Below are 23208 nucleotides of genomic sequence, written 5' to 3' on the forward strand. Positions count from 1 at the left end.
ATGGGCTCAAATATCAGAATATACATTTTTTTTAACGTTGAATTATAAACGTTGAATTTCTTTCGCACTATTTAATATTGCATTGCATTAAATGTAAATATTTTGATATTTTTGAAGAAATATGATAATTTATGAAGCTGAGAAAACAAGGAATGTACCTACCGGAGTTTGAACATGACAACTGTGGCGCCGGATTTATATGTAGTTTGAAAGGAAAAAAGTCGAATGATATAATTCATAAGGCTTTAGAGATATTGGAAAAACTGGAGCACAGAGGAGCTGTAAGTTCTGATGGAAAAACAGGTGATGGTGCTGGAATTCTAATAGATATCCCACATGATTTTTTTCAGGACGTTTGCAACTTTGAACTACCTGAACCTGGCAGTTATGCCGTAGGTAATGTCTTTTTGCCCCAAAAAGAAAACCAACGGGACTACTGTATCGATGTTTTTGAATCCAACATTAAAAAACAAGGGCTAAAATTATTGGGATGGAGAGATGTTCCCGTGAACAAATCCATACCTGGACGAATAGCCACGGAGACCGAGCCTTTCGTTAAACAAATATTTGTTGCACGTGAGAACGACGAACAAGATTTCTTCCACTTTAATTTAAAATTATTTATAGCCAGAAAGGTTACTGAACATACTGTAAATGCTTCCAAATTGTCGGAAAGCAAATTTTTCTATGTACCCAGTCTTTCCACCAAAATTATAATCTTCAAAGGGCTATTGATGCCGGAAGATATTAGCCTATACTATAAAGACCTTATGGACCCAAGGGTAGTAACACGATTGGCCCTTGTTCATCAACGTTTTTCAACCAACACTTTCCCAACTTGGGATTTGGCACAGCCTTTCCGTTATATGTGTCACAATGGGGAAATAAACACTCTTAGAGGCAATGTCTCAAGAATGCGTTCCAGGGAAGAATTAATGAAAAGCGATTGGTTTGGGGACGAAATCAAAAATATTATCCCGATCATATTACCTGGAAAATCGGATTCCGCCACCATGGACATGGTTGTTGAACTATTGTTAATGACAGGAAGATCTCTCCCTGAGGTAATGATGATATTGGTACCTGAGGCCTGGGAAAAAAATGAGGAGATGTCCGAAGCTAAAAAAGCATTTTATGAGTACCACTCCTGTTTAATGGAGCCATGGGACGGACCTGCTTCCATTCCCTTCACCGATGGAAACTACATAGGTGCCGTATTGGACAGAAATGGATTACGCCCATCGCGATATTCAGTGACCAAGGACGGTTATGTAATTATGTCTTCCGAAGTTGGGGTTGTGGACCTTGAGCCGGAAAATATTGAAATGCACGGAAGATTGGAGCCGGGAAAAATGTTCTTGGTAAACATGGAAGAAGGACGCATAGTTAATGATGAGGAAATTAAGGAAGCAATTGCCGTTAAGTATCCCTATCAAAAATGGCTGAACAAGAATTTGGTTCACCTTAAGGATATCCCTTACAACGACTGCCCACTATTCCTAAATGAGGCTTCGGTACAAAAGAGAAAAGCGGTTTTTGGATACACTTTGGAAGATATAAATACCATTATACTTCCTATGGGAAAAACGGCCAAAGAACCACTTGGATCAATGGGATCGGACACTCCTATCGCTATTTTATCCGATCGACCACAACTAATATACAATTACTTTAAGCAATTGTTCGCACAGGTTACCAACCCGCCATTGGATGGTATTCGCGAAGAGCTTATTACAGATATCAGCCTAACCTTGGGCAGCGATCACAATATTTTTGAATTTTCTGAACTTCATTGTAGAAAATTAAAGATTAAAAATCCCGTTATATCCAAGGAGGATTTGGATAAAATAAAAAACTACGATGCAAGTCCAGACTATAAGGTAGTTTCCATTCCCATGCTTTACGACATTGAAAAGGGGCATAATGGCCTTGAAGATGCCTTGGAGTCGATTTTGCACCAAGCCGAACAAGCTATTGATGAGGGCGCCAATATCATTATACTATCGGATAGAAACGTAAGTAAGGAAAAAGCCCCTATCCCAGCTTTATTGGCATGTTCATACGTTAATAGTGGACTACAAAGGTTGGGGAAACGCTCCAAACTAAGTGTAATTATTGAATCCGCGGAACCCAGGGAAGTGCATCACTTTGCCCTCCTATTTGGATTTGGTGCCAGCGCAATAAACCCTTATTTGGTAAACGAAATTATAGCGGAACAAATTGAAGAACAAGATATTACCCAATATTCTTTTGAAGAAGCCATTGGCAACTACAATAAAGCGGTCGGCAAGGGCATACTTAAGGTAATGAACAAAATTGGAATCTCTACCCTTAATTCGTATAGAGGGTCCCAATTGTTCGAATGTATTGGAATAAACACCAAGGCAGTAGACAAATACTTCCCTAATACACCCACTAGAATTCAAGGCATAGGGCTTTATGAAATAGAGAAGGAAATTGCAAAGCGCCATCACAAAGCATACACCGATAAAGATATAGCCGCAAATTTAGATTTGGAAATCGGTGGACAATATCGCTGGAGAAGGGATGGTGAAAAGCATCTTTTCAATCCATTAAGTATTGCCAAACTTCAAAAATCGGTAAGAAACAACGAACCGGAATCCTATAAGGAGTTTGCACAAATGGTGAACGAGCAGTCCAAAGATTTAATGACCATTCGCGGTCTTTTTGAATTCTCAAATTACGACCCTATTCCTTTGGAGGAGGTTGAACCTTGGACAGAAATAGTAAAACGCTTTAAAACTGGCGCAATGTCCTATGGTTCCATCAGTAAGGAGGCCCATGAAAATTTGGCCATCGCCATGAATAGGATTGGCGGAAAAAGTAATTCAGGTGAAGGTGGCGAGGATGCTGAACGCTTTTACAAGAACCAAACTGGGGATTGGAAAAACAGTGCCATAAAACAAGTCGCTTCCGGAAGATTTGGGGTTACCTCCAATTATTTGACAAGCGCCAAAGAAATCCAGATTAAAATGGCCCAAGGTGCCAAACCAGGTGAAGGAGGGCAATTACCTGGTCCAAAAGTAAATCCGTCCATTGCCAAAACAAGAAACTCCACTCCTTATGTTGGATTAATTTCACCTCCACCGCATCATGATATATACTCTATTGAGGATTTATCACAGTTGATTTTCGATTTAAAATCCGCCAATCGCGACGCTAGGATCAACGTCAAATTGGTTTCTGAGGTCGGTGTTGGTACGGTAGCCGCAGGTGTCTCCAAGGCCAAAGCGGACGTTATTTTGATATCCGGCCATGATGGCGGTACCGGGGCATCTCCATTAACATCATTAAAGCATGCCGGACTTCCATGGGAATTGGGAATTGCCGAAGCGCAACAAACCTTGGTTCTAAACGACTTAAGGAACAGGATCGTATTGGAATGTGATGGTCAGTTAAAAACTGGACGCGATGTAGCAGTAGCTTGTTTACTGGGAGCAGAAGAGTTTGGATTTGCAACTGCCCCCCTTGTAGCATCAGGATGTATCATGATGCGAGTATGCCATCTAAATACGTGCCCGGTAGGGATTGCGACGCAAAATCCTGAACTGCGTAAGAAGTTTGAAGGCAAACCAGAGCACGTTGTAAACTATATGTACTTTGTAGCCCAGGAACTAAGGGAAATAATGGCCCAATTAGGGTTTAGGACCATTGATGAAATGGTAGGACAGGTACAGAAATTGGACCGTAAAAAAGCCTTGGAACATTACAAAGCCGCAGGAATAGACCTTACGCCAATTCTATATCAAGTTGACGTACCAAAAGGAACCAAATTCTACAATACCCAAAAGCAGCAACACGATGTTGACAAGTCTATTGAGTTTGAAATTTTGGAAAAAGCGCATCCCGCATTGTTCAGAAAAGAAAAAATTTCTTTAGATTTCCCAATACATAATACGGACAGGGCCGTTGGAGCTATTACCAGTAATGAAATTTCAAAGATTTATGGTGTTGAAGGCCTACCCGAAAACACACTAAAACTTAATTTCACCGGTTCTGCAGGGCAAAGTTTTGGTGCCTTTGCAACCAAAGGCCTTACAATGATCGTCAATGGAAACACCAACGATTATCTAGGAAAGGGATTGTCCGGAGCAAAGCTCATTATAAAAGTACCGTATAAGTCAACCTTAAAACCAGAGGACAACGTAATAACCGGAAATGTTACGCTTTATGGCGCAACATCGGGCGAAGCCTATATAAATGGAAAAGCCGGAGAACGTTTTTGCGTAAGAAATTCGGGAGCACAGGCTGTTGTAGAAGGTATTGGAGATCATGGTTGTGAGTATATGACCGGTGGTACTGCAGTTATCCTTGGAGAAGTAGGAAGAAACTTTGGGGCCGGAATGAGCGGTGGTATTGCGTACATCTTTGATGAAAAAAATACCTTCAGGAAAAACTGTAATACTGAAACCCTAAACCTATTAAAAGTAGAGGACGATAATGATATTGCAGAATTAAAAGGCCTAATAGAAAATCACTATAATGCCACCCTTAGTCCTATAGCACAAAGGATTTTGGAAAAATGGGAAGAGTGCCTACCAAAGTTCATCAGGGTTTTCCCTGAAGAATACAAACAGGCATTGATACGTTTAGAAAAAGAAAAATTAGAAACGATATAATCGAAATATGGGAAAGATAACAGGATTTTTGGAATTCGATAGAAAGGTGGAAGCATACGCCCCTGTAGAGGATAGAATAAAAAACTATAAGGAGTTTACGGTCCCCATGAAAGAAAAGGAGCTTAGGGATCAAGGTGCCAGATGTATGGACTGTGGTATTCCATTTTGTCATAGTGGGTGTCCGTTAGGGAATTTAATACCCGATTTCAACGACGCAGTTTACCTTGGCAAATGGGAAAAAGCTGCAGAAATTTTACATGCCACCAACAACTTCCCGGAATTCACCGGAAGATTATGTCCCGCTCCCTGTGAGGAGGCTTGCGTTTTGGGCATTAATGAAGATCCGGTAACTATTGAGAACATAGAAAAGAACATCGTTGAAACGGCTTTCAAAAATGGCTGGGTAGTAGCAGAACCACCCACTAGCAGAACCGGAAAAACGGTTGCGGTTATAGGATCGGGACCTGCCGGACTTGCAGCCGCTCAGCAGCTCAACAGAGCCGGACACTTGGTCACCCTTTATGAAAGGGATGAAAAAGTTGGAGGTCTTCTACGATATGGTATTCCTGATTTTAAGATGGAAAAAAATATCATTGATAGAAGGGTGAAAATTTTAGAAGAAGAAGGTATTATATTTAAGACCGGTGTTCATGTGGGCGTTGATGTATTGGCTACGGAACTTCAAGATCAATTTGATGCCATTGTTCTGTCCGGTGGTGCCACTGTGAGAAGAGGATTGCCCATTGAAGGAGCTGACCTAAACGGAGTGGTACAGGCCATGGATTTCTTAAAACAAAACAACAAGCGCGTAGACGGCATTAAAGATCTGGGCAAAGAAATAAAGGCTACGGATAAGAATGTAGTGGTTATTGGTGGAGGAGATACTGGATCTGATTGTATAGGAACCTCCATAAGACATGGAGCAAAATCCGTATCCAACTTTGAAATATTAGGAAAACCTCCTGTAGGACGTCCGGAGGATCAACCTTGGCCATTTTGGCCAATGCGTTTGAGAACCAGTTCCTCTCACAAAGAAGGTGTAGAGCGATTTTTCAGCATTTCCACCAAAAAATTCCTTGGTGATAAAAATGGTAATTTAAAAGGACTGATTACTTCTGAAGTAGAGTGGATTACACAACCAGGGCAACGACCAATTCTTAAGGAAGTTCCTGGCACGGAAAAGGAATGGAAATGCGAATTGGCACTTTTGGCCATGGGTTTTACCGGTTCGGAAATGACTATTGCCGAGCAATTGGGGCTTGAAGCAGATCCACGTACCAACATTAAAGCTAGTGAAGCAGATTATAAGACCAACGTTCCCGGTGTTTTTGTTGCCGGTGACCAAAGAAGAGGACAATCCTTAATAGTTTGGGCCATTTCCGAAGGTAGACAAGCGGCTTATCATGTAGATACATACCTCATGGGAACATCCTATTTACCGTTAAAAGGAGAGGGAGACCTACCAAGGGTTTAATATATTTACCGAATATCGGAATAGATCAAGAAAATCCAACCCAATAAATGGGTTGGATTTTTTTTGGCCAAGTCAAAAGTTAAGACAAAACATTGCCCAAACATTTCAAAAATATCTAAAGTGATAAAGACAATTTGCCTTGATCAAACTAGGAAGCCTCTTCTCCTATGTTGATCTCCAAATCGGGACGCTTTGCCTTGAGGTTTTCTACTTTTTCCTTGGTAACCTCGGTATTCCATAAGTAAATTCGACTTAATTTATGTAGCACTTCCAAACCTTCTAGACCATTATCCCCTATTCGCGTACCATACAGGTTTAAGGCTTCCAAATTTTGAAGTTTCGCCAAAAAGGATAGCCCGTCATTGGTAATAGGGTTAGAATGAATATTTAATCTAACCATGTTTTCGAACTGTCCAATAGTTTTAAGATCTTCATCCCTTAGGTTTAGGTTACTCAAATTTAAATACACAATTTGATCCTTTAAAGGCAACAGCTCAACCACATTTACACTTTCCTTTGTTTTATTTGGTAAAAAGCTGACATCCAATAAATAACTCCCTTCACTTATTGTCCTTATAACAAAACCCTTGGCATTCAAGGAAGCCACAATCAAAGAATCGGCCGGTTCCACTTTCCTTGCCAAAGAATTCCCCCCATGCCCTTCCAATCCAAGAACCTTGTTCGCTGCCGACAAATAATCGCCCTCGATTTGAAAATCACCCATTTGCCCCTTTTCCGGAGCACCGCTCATTATCCATAATTCCAATAATTTTATCTGCTCCCCGGAAAGTGGTTTTTTGCCATCTGGCGGCATAAAATCATCGTGATGCTCCGGAAGGCTTACCCTTCTATAAAGTTCACTTCCTTTCAAATCCCCTATAACAACACCTTGTCCGTTCTCCCCACCTTTTATAATGCGGTCATAAGAGGAAAGAACCAGATCACCTTTAGTCTTTCCTGGGTTATGACAACTTACGCAATAGTCCGAAAGCATTGGGGAAACAACATCCAGAAATATATCGGCAGAATCCAAGACTGTAACAGGGGGTCTTTTTTCGGGCTTAGGTGGAAGTCCCACCAACTTTCGCAACGGATCAGGGGAGTACTGTGTAAGATAGGAAGCACCATGGGTTAAATTACCCCCCATATGACCGGTATATCCCAGTCCTACTAATAGAAATACCATAAGTCCGGACTGTAGCACCACAATCCGTTTTGTTTTTTCCCATACCATAAAAACAAAGGCCAATACGGCAAAAACCGCCAGTGCCACCCCCATCCACTGATGGGAACTTAAGGCCTCCGCGTCATAGCCCCCCTGAAAGGAAAGCATATAACCAAATACGCATGACAAAATAGCGCTAGCTGCTCCTGCACCCATCAAGAAAGGCACCGCTCCCTTCAATTGTGAAAACTTCTTTTTTTTGGCCAGAAAATACATAGAAATACCAACCAAAATAATCCCAATGGGAAGATGGACTATTAAGGGATGAAACCTTCCTATAAAAATAACCCAATCCGATACTTCTGTAATCTGATCCATAATTAAATCCTATGTAATTTATAAGGGTAAACTCCATTGGCATTCCATTGACAGACATATAAATTTTTATCCCCATCCACACAAACGTCATGACAGTTCTTGAATACCGTTTGATCTTGCAACATCAACTTAAGTTTTCCATTTTTATATTTCGGTTTGGTCCCGCCTGGATTGGACACTACCTTGTTTTCCCTATCCAAAATAGTAACAAACCCTTTGTTTAAGGCCAAATTATAGTTCCCCTTTTCCATTCCGAAACAGACCCCTGAGTAAATATTATTCCCATCTATGACAGGCCTACTTACAAAGGCGCCTGGCAAATAAAATGTTTCTAAATATTTTCCGTCCAGACTAAATCTCTTAAAGGAATTTTTTATTCGGGCAGTACACAACAAGCTTGGGTTATTGGGATCTCTGGTATCCAAGGTCACCCCATGCACTTGCTTAAACTTATCCGGCTGTAAAAAACTATCACCTCCAAATTTTCTGATAAATTCACCCTCTGAGTTATACTGCAAAATATATTGTGAACCATATCCGTCCGCAACATAAATATCCCCATTGGGACCAATAGCGGTTTCTGTAGGCCTAAAGAACATCTTCCCATCATATTCCCCTATTTTATCTGGAGCATCCAGTTCAAAAACAACATCGCCCTCAAGTGTACTTTTTAATACCCTTCCACTCCTTGGATCGGTAATATAAAGGTATTCTTCCCCACCTGCCCCATGAATGGTCAGGCCGTGTGCACTGGACAAATTCAATGTCCAACTCCCCAACAACTTCCCAGATCTATCATAAATCAATACATTATTCTTAGGGTGATCAGTCAACATAAAAAGTCTCCCCTTTCTGTCCATGACCATTTCATGACAGTTATTTACAGGGAAGGCCTTGGGATCCAAATTGCCCCATTGGGTTTCCACTTTATATCTAAAATCGCCATGTCCCAAAATTTGTTCCCCAAGTTTGGGTTTTGACGGCAATATATAAAAGGGCACCACTGCTGATGCCAATAACGCACTCCCTCCCATAGAGGACTTTTTGACAAATTTTCTCCGCGTAATCATCGGGGCCAATTTTATGAAAGAATGTCTTTGACTACATGTCCGTGAACATCTGTTAATCTAAATCTTCTCCCTTGGTGTTTAAAAGTAAGTCGCTCATGGTCTATCCCCAGTAGATGTAGCAAGGTGGCTTGAAAGTCATGAACATGAACTTCATTCTGTACCACGTTATAGCTAAATTCGTCGGTTTTACCATAGACCATACCTGCCTTGACACCTGCCCCGGCCATCCACATTGTAAAACAACCAGGATGATGGTCCCTACCGTAATTATCGGCCGTTAATCTACCTTGGGAAAAACTGGTCCGGCCAAATTCTCCGCCCCAGACCACCAGGGTATCTTCCAACAAACCTCTTTGTTTTAAATCCTTGATCAGGCCGGCAGTTGCTTGATCGGTACCTAGTGCCTGTTTTTTTATCCCCCCGGGAAGGCCACCATGTTGATCCCAACCCATATGGTACAATTGTATAAATTTCACATCCCTTTCCGCCAAGCGTCTAGCTTGCAAACAATTGGCAGCGTATGTACCAGGTATTTTGGCATCTTCCCCGTATAATTTATAAATATGATCGGGCTCCTCCCTGGTGTCGACGGCATCAGGAATCGAATTTTGCATCTTATAGGCCATTTCATACTGATTGATTTTGGACTGTATCTCTGGATCCTTCCAAACATCAAATTGATGGTTATTCAATTGTGAAACGTAATCCAAAGCCCTTCTTCGATCTTCATCATGCACACCGTGGGGGTTGTTCAAATATAGTACCGGATCCTTGCCCGACCTAAATTGTACCCCTTGGTGATGGGATGGCAAAAAACCATTTCCCCATGCAGCCGAACTCAAAGGTTGGGCACCTCCACCTTTGGACAATAGGACTACAAAATTCGGAAGGTTTTTATTGTCACTGGCCAATCCGTAACTAAGCCAAGAACCTATGGACGGCCGTCCACTCTGCTGACTACCTGTTTGCAGAAACATTACGGCAGGTTCATGGTTTATAGCATCGGTACGCATGGAGTTAATAATGCATAGATCATCCACTACTTGGGCGGTATAGGGAAAAATCTCACTAACCCATGCACCCGATTGTCCGTATTGCTTAAAGTCGTATATAGATTTAACCAAAGGAAAAGTAGATTGGCTGGAGACCATACCGGAATTACGTTGGGTTCCTTGTACAGATGGAGGTATTTCTTTCCCGTGCCATTTTGCCAATTCCGGTTTATAATCAAAAGTCTCCAATTGTGAGGGGCCTCCGCTTTGAAACAGATAAATTACCCGTTTTGCCTTGGCCGGGAAATGCGTGCTGCCCAAAGAGCCGCCCAATAGGTTTTGCGCACCGCCTCCCAAAGGATTATTCCCATATAAGGATGATGGCCCCATTAAGCTGGCAAGGGCTACAGAGCCGAACCCAAGTGCCGATTTCTTTAAAAATCCCCTACGGGTCTCCATAAATTCCATGTGCTTTTTAAAATCTTCCATATTAAATATCTATCTAATCGTATAACCTTCATATGTATTCATCACCCCGTTTACTACCGTAGCCAATGCGGCCAACTTCACCGGGTCTATACCTGCCCTTACTTCAGAGCTTCCTATATTGGTATACCCTATGGCGTCTTCCTTGGCTTTGGAAAAACGCTCCAATTCCTCCTTATGGAATTTGCTTAAAACCCCTAGTTCACTATCATTGGGATTTCTGCCGGTACACATAACAAATGCTTTTTGCAATTGGGCATCTACATCCCCACTATAATTTTCAATTAAATTTTCTGCCACTACCCTAGAAGCTTCCAAATACTGGGGATCATTAAGAAGAACCAATGCCTGTAACGGGGTACTCGTCTGCCTCCGTTTTACAGTACAGACCCCTCTTTCGCCAACATCAAAAATCAACATGGATGGCGGAGCCGATGTTCTTTTCCATATGGTATACAGACTCCTCCTATATAACCCTTCCCCGGGTTCCTGTAGATATTTATACCGCCATGGTTTGTTGCTTATTTCGTCCCAAAGTCCCTCCGGTTGATACGGATAAACACTTGGACCACCTATTTTGGGGGATAAAAGACCACTCATGGCCAACGCATTGTCCCGAACCATTTCGGCAGTCATCCGAAAACTCGGCCCCCGTGCCAGCAATGCATTTACTTTATCCCTTTCTATAAGCTCCTGGGTTAATTTGGAGCTTTGCTGATAGGTTGCCGACATCACAATTAATTTGTTCATAGCCTTTATGTCCCATCCCGATTCCACAAATTTAACCGCCAACCAATCCAACAATTTTGGATGCGACGGCAAATTGCCCTGATTTCCAAAATCATCCGATGACGATACCAATCCCGTCCCAAAATGCATCTGCCACAATCTATTTACATAGACCCGGGCAGTTAGGGGATTATTTTCATCAAACAACCATTTAACAAGGCCCAGTCTATTCTTGGGCAGACTATCGCTAAAAGGGAGTACAACTTCAGGCACATTTGGATACACCTCCGCTCCATGGGAATCGTAAACCCCTCTATCCAAGACATAAGTGGGGCGAGGTTCAGGCAAATCTCCCATGACCATAATTTCCGAAATAGTATCGATCACCTTATTTTTCTTCCTGTTTAACTCGCGAATATTTTCCTTTACCTTCTCAAGTACACTATTCTCCCGCAAGGAATAATGGGATTTTAAAAGGGACCTATTCCTAGTGCTGGAACTATTATTAATAATTTCTGATAGGGCACTGGAATCATAACCATAACTTACTTCCAATGCAGAAAGTTCGGCATTGTGAATTTTAAGCTCATCGATACCTCCATTGATAAAGGTCTTCATATGATTCCTGACTCCCATTCCGAAACCATTGAACCCATAGGTATGCAGATCCGGCTTAAACAATATGGACTTATAAAGATGGTCTATTTCTACCTCTACCGGTATTTCTTTGCCGTTGAGATACATATGAAGTCCGTTTGCTTTCCCCAGTCCATCGTAGGTCACTGCAATATTTGTCCATTCCTTTACCGGTATTTCCTCTTTGGCCTTAATCTGGATGGCATTGGTTGGCCAAGAAAATGCCATAATAAACTTTGGGCGGTTGTTTTCCAAGAACATAGAGTACCCTTTTAAGCCCAATCGTAAGTCTTCACAATGATAAAATAAGGCAGCGTCGTCGTATTGGGTATCCGGATACACACTCAAGGAAATAGAAAAGGGATCGGTCTGGTCAAACCATCCTACCTTCTCCGGCAAGCTAATAGATGTAAAATCATTCAAGAATATACCATTGTTCTTGGCAGCTTTTTTTATATTTGGTTCATTGATAACCGCAGGACCAGAACCAAGTACCCTATTTGGACTGACGTACTTTTTATTTCCTTTTTCCACGAAAGAATCAAAAGGATAATAGGCCCCGAGACTTTTGGAATAATTATTTTCAATTGAATTTCTTATTTCAGACGGATTTGCCGACCACTTTTTGAACCCCTCCGGTTCCGAGGATTTCGGAGAATCGAGTTTCTTCTCCGCACTGTTAATATCACTATCAATGTAGGCCAAAACCTTATCCGCCTCACTGTCCGTTAGAAGAAGTGAAGGTCCCGGCACCTGATCTGGACCGTAGACAGCGGAACCAAATTCATTGGTGCTATTAAAAAAGGCGGACATCTCGTAATAGTTTTTCTGACTTATAGGATCGTACTTATGGTCATGACACCTTGCGCATTCCATACTAAGCCCCATAAAGGCCTTTCCTACACTTAATACCCTATCGGCAACATATTCCACACGATACTCTTCAAAAATAATTCCGGCTTCGGAATTTCTTTTATGCAGCCTATTGAACGCTGTTGCCAAAATGCTTTCCTTGGTCGGTTCCGGTATTAGATCTCCCGCCAATTGTAAGCTGGAAAATTCTTTGTAGGACATATTCTCGTTAAAGGCCTTGATCACCCAATCTCGATATGCACTAAAATCCCTATGCTTGTCATCCAGATAGCCATCACTCTCCGCATAACGCGCCACGTCCATCCAATCCGCTGCCATCCGCTCTCCATAAGCAGGGCTCTGCAATAGCCTATCTACCAGCTTTTCATAGGCATCCTCTGAGGTATCCTTTTTAAAACTTTCAATTTGTTCCAAGCTGGGAGGTAGCCCAATTAAGTCAAAACTTAACCTTCGAATTAAAGTTTCCTTTGATGCCCGTTCGGACGGATTGAGCTTTTCCTTTTTCAGCCTATCCAGGATAAAATAATCCAGTTCATTATTTGCCCAGCTGTTATCCTTTATCAATGGCAATTCCGGCTTATTAGGCTTTATGAAAGACCAATGAGGCTTATACTCCGCTCCCTGCTCGATCCATTTGGCCAAAATGGCAATTTCTTTTGTTGTCAAGGATAGATTAGACTCCGGAGGTGGCATTTGGTCTGATGGATTATCAGAAAGTATACGTTTAATAAGATCACTGGATGCAGGTCTCCCAGGAACAATAGCAACAGTATTGGATTCCCCATGGGCAGACAAAGCGCTTTCGGCAATATCCAACCTTAGATCAGATTTTTGGTTATCCGTATCCGGGCCATGGCATGCAAAACATTTATCGGAAAGTATAGGTTTCACATGATAGTTAAAATCAATAATATCGGGTGTCTGCGCAAGAGCCAACTCCACTTCCTCCGGAGCACTCCATCCACAGCCACTGAGAACCAATGCCAGATTGATTAATAAATACACGGTACAATGCTTCATGAAAATATTTGTTGGTTCTTGATCTATTATTCACTTTAGGACAACAGCCACCATAAAATCTAATTTTTAGCACACTAAGTACCAAAATGCACTTACATGCCGGCACAAAAAAGTCTAAACTCTATAATTACCGATATACTTCACCCGCTGTCGCCAAAGCCAAATTCATCATTAAATTCTCGCTCAAATCAAATATATGCATCATTTTTAACTGTTAATGCGTTAATAAACTGTTTTATTAACTGTTAATAATAATTGATTATCTTTATATTTTTAGGGATAATCAATGGAAAATAACAAAGCATATGATAAAATAACTGCCAAAATAATAAACAGTAAATCGTTTGGACATTCCAATACCTATGCCAACCTTCTGCTCTTTTTGGTAGCCAGCACCCTGGAAGAAGACATTCCCAAGGAAACCACTATCGCTTCGGAAATTCTGGGGAAACCCAATTTTGACCCTTCCCAGAGCACCCTAGTAAGGGTTTACATCTACAACCTCCGTAAAAAACTGGCCAAGTACTACTCAAAGGAGGGCAAAGAAGACAAGATTATTGTTCAAATCCCCAAAGGGAGCTACGAAGTCAGATTTGTAGAAAAAAAAGTATTGACACCAAAGAAATCCTATTCTTGGTCCAAGGGCACCACCTTAACCCTTTTTTTACTTTTTACCATATCCTTGGTATACAATATTTCCCTGTATCCAGGGAAGCACAACATCAACCCTATCAACGAGAATGGTCTTTGGAAGGATTTATTTATGGATCAAAAGCCATTAATGGTGTTACTGGGAGACCTTTTTATATACCAAGAGGATAATACCAAAACAGGTACTCAAAAAATTATTAGGGATCCCTTTATCAATTCTTTGGAGGACTATGACAAATTTCTCTTGGAGAAGTCCGAAACCAATATAATCTACGAGCCTTTAAGCTACAGTCTACTTATTTACAATAGCGCATTATGGATCAAAGATCTTAGCGAAATATTTTCGCACAACCAGAAAGATTTTACTATTCGAAATATGGTGCGCTTTAATCCGAAAGAACTCCCAGACAATAATTTTATAGTGATTGGGATGATGAAAACTTTTGGACTATTCAAGGACTACCTAGCAGGTCCCTCGCTATACTACAACAATCAGGATCAGAGTATTGTTTACAGCAATGCGCAAAATGAAAGTGAAACGGTTTACCGTCCGTACGGTGACCCCAATGGACACCATACAGATTACGGTTTTATAACGAAAGCACCAGGGCCGAATAATAACAACATTTATTTATTTGGCGGAATATGGGATACGGCAGCTTCGCAGAGTTTAAAATATTTTACCTCCCCAAAACTACTTAAGGAACTGGAATCGGCCTTAATTGAAAAATATGGAAGCCTTCCAAAATATTATCAGATCGTTTTAGAAGTAAAAGGAGTGGACCGAATGGAACTAAGTTCTAAAATAATCATAATGGAAGAGATTGTACCCTAACAATTGTATATATCTCAATATTCCACAATAAATACACCACTCAAAAACCGCGCAAAAGCAATTGACCAAAGTATGCAACCAATCGAGTAGCACCTATACTAGGTACCATTACATTTATAGGTACTGAAAGATTGGGGGCATCACATTTTCCAAGTGCCGCTCTCTGCCGTAATTTCCACATCCCACTCCTGTGGTGGATTGTTCTTATATTGCGGATCACTGTCTTCCAATGGAAAAGATTTAACAATCTCCATAAAGCTTTTAAAGCTATTTTCCCTTTCTCCAGACTTCAGACTGTCTACAAGGTTAGAGCGCTCAAAGGGATCTTGTATCAAATCGAAAAATTTTTCAGGTTTACGGTTAGCATCTATGTATAATTTGTACCGTTCGTCACGGAGTACCCTATCCCTGAATTTAAATTGATTTTCCACCCCATTTTCAGTAAGTCGCGCATTGTTTCCGCCACCCATTCCCAATATCCATTTTCTTTCGGAAGCTTCATCCCCCTGCAGCAAAACATTCTTAAAAGACTTACCATCGATTATATGTGAAGCATTCAAATCTGTCCATTTATCCTTTGAGTTAACCCCGGCAATGTCTAAAAATGTTGGAAGAATATCTGTGAAATCGATAAGCGCATTAGATTCTTGATCTGCTTTTATATGTCCGGGCCAACTTACAATAAATGGCTCACAGATACCAGTCTCCAAGGTTTTGGATTTACCACCTTTTACTTGTTCACCTTTGTAAGTACCGGTGATGGATTGAGTGGTACCATTATCTGTAGTAAAGACAATCATGGTATTTTCCAACAGACCATTTTGCTCAAGGGCATTCACCAGTTGCCCAACAATCTTATCGGTATAGCGGACCATAGCCTTGTGCTTGCCCAAATTATCATCTGCAGATTCGTCCGGGGTATTTACCAAGGGCGTATGGGTCAACACCATGGGGTAATATACGAACATGGGGCCTTCCTTGTTTTCTTGTAGAAAGTCGATTATAAAATCCCGAAAAATATCAGGACCAAAAGCGCCGGGATAAGTCTTGCTGCCCTCTTTGGTAAAAACATAGGGATCCCAGTATCTTTCAGCGCTCGCCTCGATGCCCGCTTCATAACCTGTCCACATACAATATTCATCAAATCCCACTTTCTCCAACGCATCCGGTTCTACCCGAAAATCATCAATCTGCCATTTACCGGCTATACAGGTCTTGTAACCAGCCCTTTTCATTTCATTTACCAAGGTAGGGTTCTCTGTTTCATCAAAATGGGCACCCCCACCCCAACGTGGCACATCCCAATGGTTGACCCACCCATGCCTAAACGGGTATTGACCAGTAAGCAATGTGACCCTTGTTGGAGTACACTGCGGCATGGAATACACGTTGTTGAATTTGAGGCCAGACTTGGCCAATGCATCTATATTTGGGGTCTCTATATCCTCTGCCCCATAGCTGCTAATCCATTCCTTGCCCAGATCGTCAACCAAAATGAACAGTATGTTAGGAGGTCCTTGATCCTCGGTGGATTTTGTTTTTACTGCTTCGCCACAACCAAATAAAAAAACAAGGGCAAAAGCACTAAGAATACGTTGTATCAACATGATTGGTTATTTCCTTTATTCTAACATTTTATCATATAAACCACTAAGATCGAGCTCATCATCCATTGTTTTTTGAAGTTCCAATAGATCGGAAAAAAGTGATTTAACCTTCTCCTTGTACTCCGGATTAGCGGCCAGGTCGTTCATTTCGTTTGGATCTTTTTCCAAGTCGAACAATAGCACCTTATCAATTTTAGGGTAGATCAAAAGTTTGAAACCCTCCTTACGGATCATACGCTGTACATCTATATAGGCGCCATAAATACCATTGTAGTGGCTCTCCGCTCTTTCCCCTTTAATAATATCCATAAAACTATTGAACTGTACATAGTCTGGCTTCTCCACACCAGCCAATTCCAAGGAAGTGGCCATAATATCCTGTAAATACACATCCTGGTCCAAAGTTTTGCCCTTGGGAATGCCAGGGCCTACCACCATCATAGGAATACGCACACTATGGTCGAACATACTCTGTTTCCCTATCAAGCCGTGATGTCCAACCGAAAGCCCATGGTCCGCTCCGAAAAAGATATAGGTATTGTCCATCTTACCGCTAGCCTCCAAAGAATCCAAAATCATCCCTATCTGCTCATCCATATGGCTCAACAAGGCATAGTATTCCTGGCGGTGCACCTTTACGGCATATTCCGTTCTAGGAAATGGAGCCAGCGCCTCATCCCGAAGACCTGGTGGATTGCCCATATCATCCTTATATGGATATTCCGGCAAAAAGTTTTCGGGTACCTTAATATTCTCAAGAGGGTACATATCCAAAAAGCGTTGGGGTGCCTGCCGCGGATCATGGGTTGCATTAAAGGCCAGGTACATAAAAAAGGGATTATCCTTTTTGGTGGCCAAATCTATAAATGACAGGGCATCATCACGGACCACTTCGCTCCAATGTTTGCCCCCTTCCCAAAAGCCTCCTTGTAAGGTATCAGTTGGAGACCACTCGGTATCGTCCGGACCTGTTGGCCTGCCATAGCCAACCGGCATATAATTGTTCCAGTCCTTCATATCCCCAGATTCCGCCTTCCATTTTTTTATGGCAGCACCCAATTCATTACCGCGATCTACAGGCATTCCAGGACGTATGTGCCGTGCATCGTTAAAAATAGTTCCAGCAGGTGCCAGTACATGCCATTTGCCCGTCATATAGGTGTCATACCCCTGTTTTTGGAGCAGCCTGCTCCAGGTCTGGTTCAAAGCTGTGCTATCCCCTTTGGACCACAATGCGCTTTTATCCTGTGCATTCCAAATATAGGATCCAGAAATGATCATGGCCCGTGATGCCACACAGATGGCCCCATTCCAACCGCCCATATTATACGCATGGGTAAAGGTAGTGCCTTCGTTTACCAAGCGATCCAAATTTGGGGTATGGACCTCATCAAACCCCAGGGCCCTGATACTTTCAAAAGTCTGGTCGTCCGCGAACAGAAAAACAATATTCGGCTTCTCTGCAGTCTTACCATCCTTTTCGGATGTGGCCGGCTTGCAGGATCCAAGCAAAAATATGACAAGTAATGGTATGCAATAAAGTAATCTCATAAAGGTTATTTTTGGTATGTAAAATTAAATCTCAAAATATTATTTGATGACGCAGGCACTTATTAGCCCTAATCGCTAAAATAATCAATAATCCTTGCCAGAAGCGCTCATTTCCTGAGAATCCTTCCATTGATTCCAGTAGGCAACCAATTCGTTATACTTTTCAGGTTGTTCCTCCGCCAGATCCTTACTTTCAGCCATATCGTTCCCAATATCATAAAGTGCAAAATGCTGCCCGCCATCATCGCTATAAATCTTATATTCATTATCGATCAAGGCAGCTTGGCCCTGAAAGTCAAAGGCCAAAGGTTCCGTTCTTCGCATTACTTCGCCATTTACAATGGGCAACATATCCACCCCATCATAGGGCCTATTACTTTTCTTAAGGTCCACTCCCAAGATATTGGCGATCGTCGGAAAATAATCAGAAGTAAAGCAGGGGATATTCACCTTTGTTCCTGGGCCGATTTTTCCTTCCCATTCCATGATACCTGGGACCCTGATCCCACCCTCGTGCAGGCTTCTTTTTCTACCCGTAAGTCCTTTGGTAAGGCCTTGGGTCCTACCATTAACAGATTTCCCCTCGGGACCATTATCGCTGGTATAGAAGAGTACCGTATTTTCAGCAATTCCCAATTCCCGCAGCTTATCGCGCAAACGCCCTACTTGTTTGTCCAAGGCAGTCAAAACCCCATAATAATGCTGTTGGTCTTCTGAAAGGTCTGCGTAGGGAGCTCTATCATCATCCCCTGCCAAAACGGGCAAATGGGGAGTATGGAACCAAATAATACTTAAAAATGGTTTATCGTTTTTTGCGGCATTTTCTATAAAGGGGATGGCCCTGTCCATGATCACTCTGGAGTCGTCACCTTCCAGATTTTCCTTGGCAATTTTACCAGGTCCGGTCCAGTAGGAGGTATTGAAAGGTTCCCCTTCTATTAAATTCCCATTCACATCACCTGATGATTGGGGAGGCGTAACCATAGGGTCCCATGTGGGTACTTTGGATTCCGTTACAAAACTCACATCGAAACCATGATCCCAAGGTGGGGCATAGTCCCCATCAAATTTCTCCCTTCCTCCCCTATTGGCCTCTACTGTATCACGAGTCAGGGTACCTAAATGCCATTTACCAAAATGGCCCGTGGTATACCCAAGATCTTTGACCATCTCCCCCAAAGTAATCTCCTCGGGTTTTATATGGCCGCAGTTGGCATGGCAAATTCCATAACGTAGTGGATGCCTGCCCGTCATTACGCTTCCACGTGTAGGGGAACAGACCGCAGATGCCGAATAGAAACGTTCAAAAACTGCCCCATTAGCGGCCATGGCATCCAAATTAGGTGTTTTTAGGTGGGGATGGCCGTTATACGCCATATCTCCCCAACCCTGGTCATCGGCCATGAGCAGGATGATGTTGGGCCTTTCTTTTTCCACTGGAATGCCTTTCGCTTTTTTTGGACTATCTGCACAATTCGTCAACGTGCTTCCCAGCAAAAAGCAGCCAAAAACAAATAAAACGTTCTTCAACTTCTTCAAAAATGATTTCTTATATGATTAATAAACCAAGACTTTTATAATTTTTCAACATAGACATAATAGGCCGGATGCACCCTATTGTCCTTGTCTATTAATTGAGCTTCCATATCATACTTCCCTACCGAAACTTTAGCAGTAAAGGATACTTCCTTTTGCCCCTTTTCTACCTTAGCAGTTTTTTCTATGTCCGCAACATACAGATAGGCCTCTTCAAAATCGGATTTTACGCTGGCAGGCATAGTCCTATCCAGCTCTACGATTTTTTCTTGTGCCGGGAAGGTTGCATTGATTTCCAATCCACTCTCCCTTGGAAATCGGCATAGGCTTATTTTATATTCCCCATCTTCCACGAATTCAATTTTCCATCTTCCAGTAGCCTGGACTGCACTTGCCGCCCCATATTGATGCCACATACCATTAAATTTCCCCGTAAGCATATCATGAGAAGAAATACGACTTGGATTTTCTTGTGGGGATCCTACTTTTATATAGGCATATCTTTCGTTTACTCCTTCATCTATAAAGGACTGCCACCACTTTTCATAACCTAAGGCAAGTTTTTCCACCACCTCTGGGTGTTGATCGATAACATTTTTCGTCTGACTGCGATCATCGTTCATATTATAGAGTTCCGTACCGTTCACAAACCTCCAATTATCATCCATAACAGAGTATTTCCTGTATTTTACCAAGTTCTGGAGTCTTTGGGTATCTATATATAATGTTCTATTGGGCCAATTTTCGTCGTTCCCATAAAGCAAGGGTTTTAGGCTTGTTCCATCCAAAGGTTTCACCGGATTAAAATCTAGTCCCAATACGTCAACAAAAGTAGGTAACAAATCATAGGCCGCAACCAGTTTGTCTATGTCCTTTCCACCAGTAAGTTGTCCGTCCGGCCAGCGGATGAAAAGTGGCACTCTATGGCCACCTTCATATTCACTACCTTTTGAACCCCTTAAACCGGCATCGAAAACCCTATTCCCTCCTGCGGTACCATTATCTGTCATAAAGATCAAGACGGTATTGTCCGCTATCTTCAACTCGTCCAATTTCTTTTGCAACAACTTAAAATTGTCGTCGATATTGGTTATCATCCCATAGAAGCGTTGAAATTGCTCCTGAAGGCCATCGATCCCCTTGTACATATCCAAATATTTCTTTGGCAGGTTCAAAGGTCCGTGGGGCGCATTGGTAGCAATATAACAGAAAAAGGGATCGTTCTTGTTTTCTTCTATAAAGTCCATAGCTTCGGAAAAGAAGACATCGGTACAGTAGCCCTTGTATTTTTGAGTTTTCCCATTGTGCCAATAAGTATCGTCAAAATAGTCATTGCCCCAATAATCAGGACCTTGGGTGATTCCCCCTCCCCCATGTCTAACGACCTCATGAAACCCTCTGTCTTCTGGCCGATACGGGTAATTGTCACCCAAGTGCCATTTTCCGAACATACCGTTGGTATATCCATTTTGGGCCAATACTTGCGGTAGAATTACTTCATCCTCAAAAAGCAGGGAACGCCCCGTAATTGTGTGAAATACATTAATCCTATTCGTATGTCTACCGGTCATTATGGCACCACGGGTGGGAGCACAAGTGGTGGATACGTGAAAATTGGTGAATCGTACCGACTCTTTATAAAATTCATCGATGCTGGGCGTCTTAATGTATGGGTTTCCATAACACCCTAAATCGCCCATACCTTGATCATCGGTAATTACAACGATAACATTGGGTTTTTTCTTTAGGGTGTTTTGAGCAGTTGAGACAATCGGCATGACCAAGGCGACTAAAACAAAAACCTGAAAATATCTCATCCAGTAACCGTCTGGACGTATCTTGTCTTTAAACATAATTAGATTTAATTTAGTTATCATTTCTTTTCGTTTTCATAAATATATTACTCAATTCTAATACTATTTCGTGTTAACAATATCTACTAAATATAGATTTAAAGAATCCCAAATATTCGCAATCTACTTCAAAAAAAGATTATAAAGTCTATATGTTGGGATTCTGAAACATAGAAATATTAATCTGCCATTAAATTAGTACCCTGGATTTTGAACAAGATTTTCATTGTTTCTTAATTCATCCGTAGGTATGGGGAACAATAATTCCCTTGCAGTAAGTGTTGGACCATACGCAAATGTATGTCCTACAAAGTCCTCAAAGCTTCCTGTGGTAACGTTCAAAGCCTTTCTTAGACGAACCATATCGAACCAGGTTACATTTTCATAGCTTAATTCGTGCCATTTCTCTTTCCAAACTGCTTCTCTAAATTGCTCTTTGCTTAGTCCTGAATATTCAGGAAGTTCCGCTCTTCTTCTAATTTTATTCAACGCCTCTTCAGTCTCGGTAGTTGGTCCGGAAATCTCATTCTGGGCTTCGGCATAGATCAAAAGCACCTCTGCATAACGAATTAAATCCCAGTTTAGGTCACTGCTAGCTGTTTCAAGGTTCGCTACAATATCAAAATGTTTATATAAAAAGTACCCCCCCAAAACAATGGTTTCGTTCCTATCAAATTTTGAAGTGTAGGTAGTATAGTAAAATTCCTTTTCCTCAACCCTTTTATCACCAGCTTCATAGGAACCGATAAAGTCCTGATTGGCATAAATTGCCCCAGTTTGAGCGGAATAGGCAGAGATATTCATATTGTAAGGGATTATTAACGGCTGCCAGTCCGAAGGATCTACAAAGGCTTCGTATTGAACCATAAAAATATTCTCCCCTATATTGTTACTGGCCGGGTCGTGAAGGTCTGCATAGGTCGGAAATAAGCTGTATTGATCGGAATCGATTACCTCCTTGGCCTTATCTGCTGCCTTTTGAAAATATTCATTTCCTTTCTGTAAAGGATAGCCGGCCATGGTAAGATATACACTTGACAATAGCGATTTAACGGCGCCCAAAGTAACTTTTCCTGTAGAGTCATTAAATGGCAAACCAGAAGACTCTGCCATTGTGAGATCCTCCTCAATCGTGGCATAAATGTTTTCAACCGATGCCGGAGTGGCATAAAGATTTTCCGAACCTAGATCAATGGGATCTGTAATCAGTGGCACCGAACCAAAAATTCTAACAAGGTTATAGTAATAATAGGCCCTTAAAAACCTTGCCTCACCCAAAAGTCTATTTTTTTTGGCGTCGTCCATTGCAATGTTCGGAATGTTTGCAATGGCCAAATTAGCGTTTGCAATTCCCTTATAACTACTGTCCCAATAGGCTTTGCCATAAGCATTATCGGAGGTATTGGTCAAATTTCTAATAATATTACTATTATCAGCCTGGCCCAAATCACTATCAGCAAGTCCAGTAGCAAATTCCAGCATTAGCCAAGGACTACCCCCGTAATTACCACCCCTTACCGACCTTAAACTGGAATAAATAGAGTATATGGCAGTTTCCGCATGCTCGGCAGTTTTAAAATAGCTTTCAGCCGTAATATTGGTAGGATCTGTTTCTTCAAGAAAATCAGTACACCCCGTGGCAAGGACTAGTAAAACGGTCATTAAAAATAACCCTATTCGTGTTTTTATAGTATTTTTCATTTTTGTCTTTT

General features: G+C 41.7%; 12 protein-coding genes. 3 read left to right on the forward strand and 9 right to left on the reverse strand.

All coding sequences use genetic code 11. The features are described 5' to 3' along the window. Positions 1-131: 131 nt before the first annotated feature. Positions 132-4640, forward strand: a complete 4509-nt coding sequence (gltB, locus tag MWU84_RS17470) for a glutamate synthase large subunit (RefSeq protein ID WP_246904133.1) — start codon at positions 132-134, stop codon at positions 4638-4640. Positions 4641-4647: 7 nt separating this feature from the next. Continuing rightward, on the forward strand, positions 4648-6114 hold the full coding sequence (locus MWU84_RS17475) for a glutamate synthase subunit beta (RefSeq protein ID WP_246904134.1): 1467 nt from the start codon (positions 4648-4650) through the stop codon (positions 6112-6114). 148 nt (positions 6115-6262) lie between these two features. On the opposite strand, the gene MWU84_RS17480 is transcribed toward MWU84_RS17475, so the two are convergent. Genes MWU84_RS17480 through MWU84_RS17495 form a run of 4 tightly spaced genes read right to left on the reverse strand, consistent with a single transcriptional unit; the run spans position 6263 to position 13463 of the window. Continuing rightward, complete coding sequence (locus MWU84_RS17480) at positions 6263-7657, reverse strand: c-type cytochrome domain-containing protein (protein WP_246904135.1); 1395 nt, start codon at positions 7655-7657, stop codon at positions 6263-6265. 2 nt (positions 7658-7659) lie between these two features. Then, the gene (locus MWU84_RS17485; RefSeq protein ID WP_246904136.1) at positions 7660-8727 is read right to left on the reverse strand and encodes a twin-arginine translocation signal domain-containing protein; all 1068 of its coding nucleotides are present in this window, start codon (positions 8725-8727) and stop codon (positions 7660-7662) included. A gap of 11 nt (positions 8728-8738) precedes the next feature. Then, complete coding sequence (locus MWU84_RS17490) at positions 8739-10208, reverse strand: DUF1501 domain-containing protein (protein WP_246904137.1); 1470 nt, start codon at positions 10206-10208, stop codon at positions 8739-8741. A gap of 9 nt (positions 10209-10217) precedes the next feature. Then, positions 10218-13463 carry a DUF1553 domain-containing protein gene (locus MWU84_RS17495; protein WP_246904138.1) on the reverse strand — a complete coding sequence of 1082 codons (3246 nt, stop codon included), beginning with the start codon at positions 13461-13463 and terminating at the stop codon, positions 10218-10220. A 286-nt stretch (positions 13464-13749) separates the two neighbouring features. Between MWU84_RS17495 and MWU84_RS17500 the strand changes: the two genes are divergently transcribed. Further along, entirely contained in the window at positions 13750-14949 is a 1200-nt protein-coding gene (locus MWU84_RS17500; RefSeq protein WP_246904140.1) for a hypothetical protein, read from the forward strand. A gap of 140 nt (positions 14950-15089) precedes the next feature. On the opposite strand, the gene MWU84_RS17505 is transcribed toward MWU84_RS17500, so the two are convergent. From MWU84_RS17505 to MWU84_RS17525, 5 genes are all read right to left on the reverse strand, one after another. Further along, the gene (locus MWU84_RS17505) at positions 15090-16556 is read right to left on the reverse strand and encodes a sulfatase-like hydrolase/transferase (protein WP_246904142.1); all 1467 of its coding nucleotides are present in this window, start codon (positions 16554-16556) and stop codon (positions 15090-15092) included. Between the two features lie 15 nt (positions 16557-16571). Then, positions 16572-18107: a sulfatase-like hydrolase/transferase gene (locus MWU84_RS17510; RefSeq protein WP_246904144.1), complete on the reverse strand. Its 1536-nt coding sequence runs from the start codon at positions 18105-18107 to the stop codon at positions 16572-16574. Between the two features lie 84 nt (positions 18108-18191). Beyond that, entirely contained in the window at positions 18192-19646 is a 1455-nt protein-coding gene (locus MWU84_RS17515; protein WP_246904146.1) for a sulfatase-like hydrolase/transferase, read from the reverse strand. A gap of 35 nt (positions 19647-19681) precedes the next feature. Beyond that, complete coding sequence (locus MWU84_RS17520) at positions 19682-21496, reverse strand: arylsulfatase (protein ID WP_246904148.1); 1815 nt, start codon at positions 21494-21496, stop codon at positions 19682-19684. A gap of 195 nt (positions 21497-21691) precedes the next feature. Beyond that, positions 21692-23197, reverse strand: coding sequence for a RagB/SusD family nutrient uptake outer membrane protein (locus tag MWU84_RS17525; protein ID WP_246904150.1), 1506 nt, complete (start codon positions 23195-23197; stop codon positions 21692-21694). Positions 23198-23208: the final 11 nt, after the last annotated feature.

Origin of the sequence: Arenibacter sp. F20364, from assembly GCF_023015905.1 — a bacterium.
Lineage (GTDB): Bacteria > Bacteroidota > Bacteroidia > Flavobacteriales > Flavobacteriaceae > Arenibacter.

Coding starts and splice junctions, on each gene's coding strand:
- gltB (WP_246904133.1), top strand. CDS start 132: ATGAAGCTGAGAAAACAAGGAATGTACCTACCGGAGTTTGAACATGAC.
- MWU84_RS17475 (WP_246904134.1), top strand. CDS start 4,648: ATGGGAAAGATAACAGGATTTTTGGAATTCGATAGAAAGGTGGAAGCA.
- MWU84_RS17480 (WP_246904135.1), bottom strand. CDS start 7,657: ATGGATCAGATTACAGAAGTATCGGATTGGGTTATTTTTATAGGAAGG.
- MWU84_RS17485 (WP_246904136.1), bottom strand. CDS start 8,727: ATGATTACGCGGAGAAAATTTGTCAAAAAGTCCTCTATGGGAGGGAGT.
- MWU84_RS17490 (WP_246904137.1), bottom strand. CDS start 10,208: ATGGAAGATTTTAAAAAGCACATGGAATTTATGGAGACCCGTAGGGGA.
- MWU84_RS17495 (WP_246904138.1), bottom strand. CDS start 13,463: ATGAAGCATTGTACCGTGTATTTATTAATCAATCTGGCATTGGTTCTC.
- MWU84_RS17500 (WP_246904140.1), top strand. CDS start 13,750: ATGGAAAATAACAAAGCATATGATAAAATAACTGCCAAAATAATAAAC.
- MWU84_RS17505 (WP_246904142.1), bottom strand. CDS start 16,556: ATGTTGATACAACGTATTCTTAGTGCTTTTGCCCTTGTTTTTTTATTT.
- MWU84_RS17510 (WP_246904144.1), bottom strand. CDS start 18,107: ATGAGATTACTTTATTGCATACCATTACTTGTCATATTTTTGCTTGGA.
- MWU84_RS17520 (WP_246904148.1), bottom strand. CDS start 21,496: ATGTTTAAAGACAAGATACGTCCAGACGGTTACTGGATGAGATATTTT.
- MWU84_RS17525 (WP_246904150.1), bottom strand. CDS start 23,197: ATGAAAAATACTATAAAAACACGAATAGGGTTATTTTTAATGACCGTT.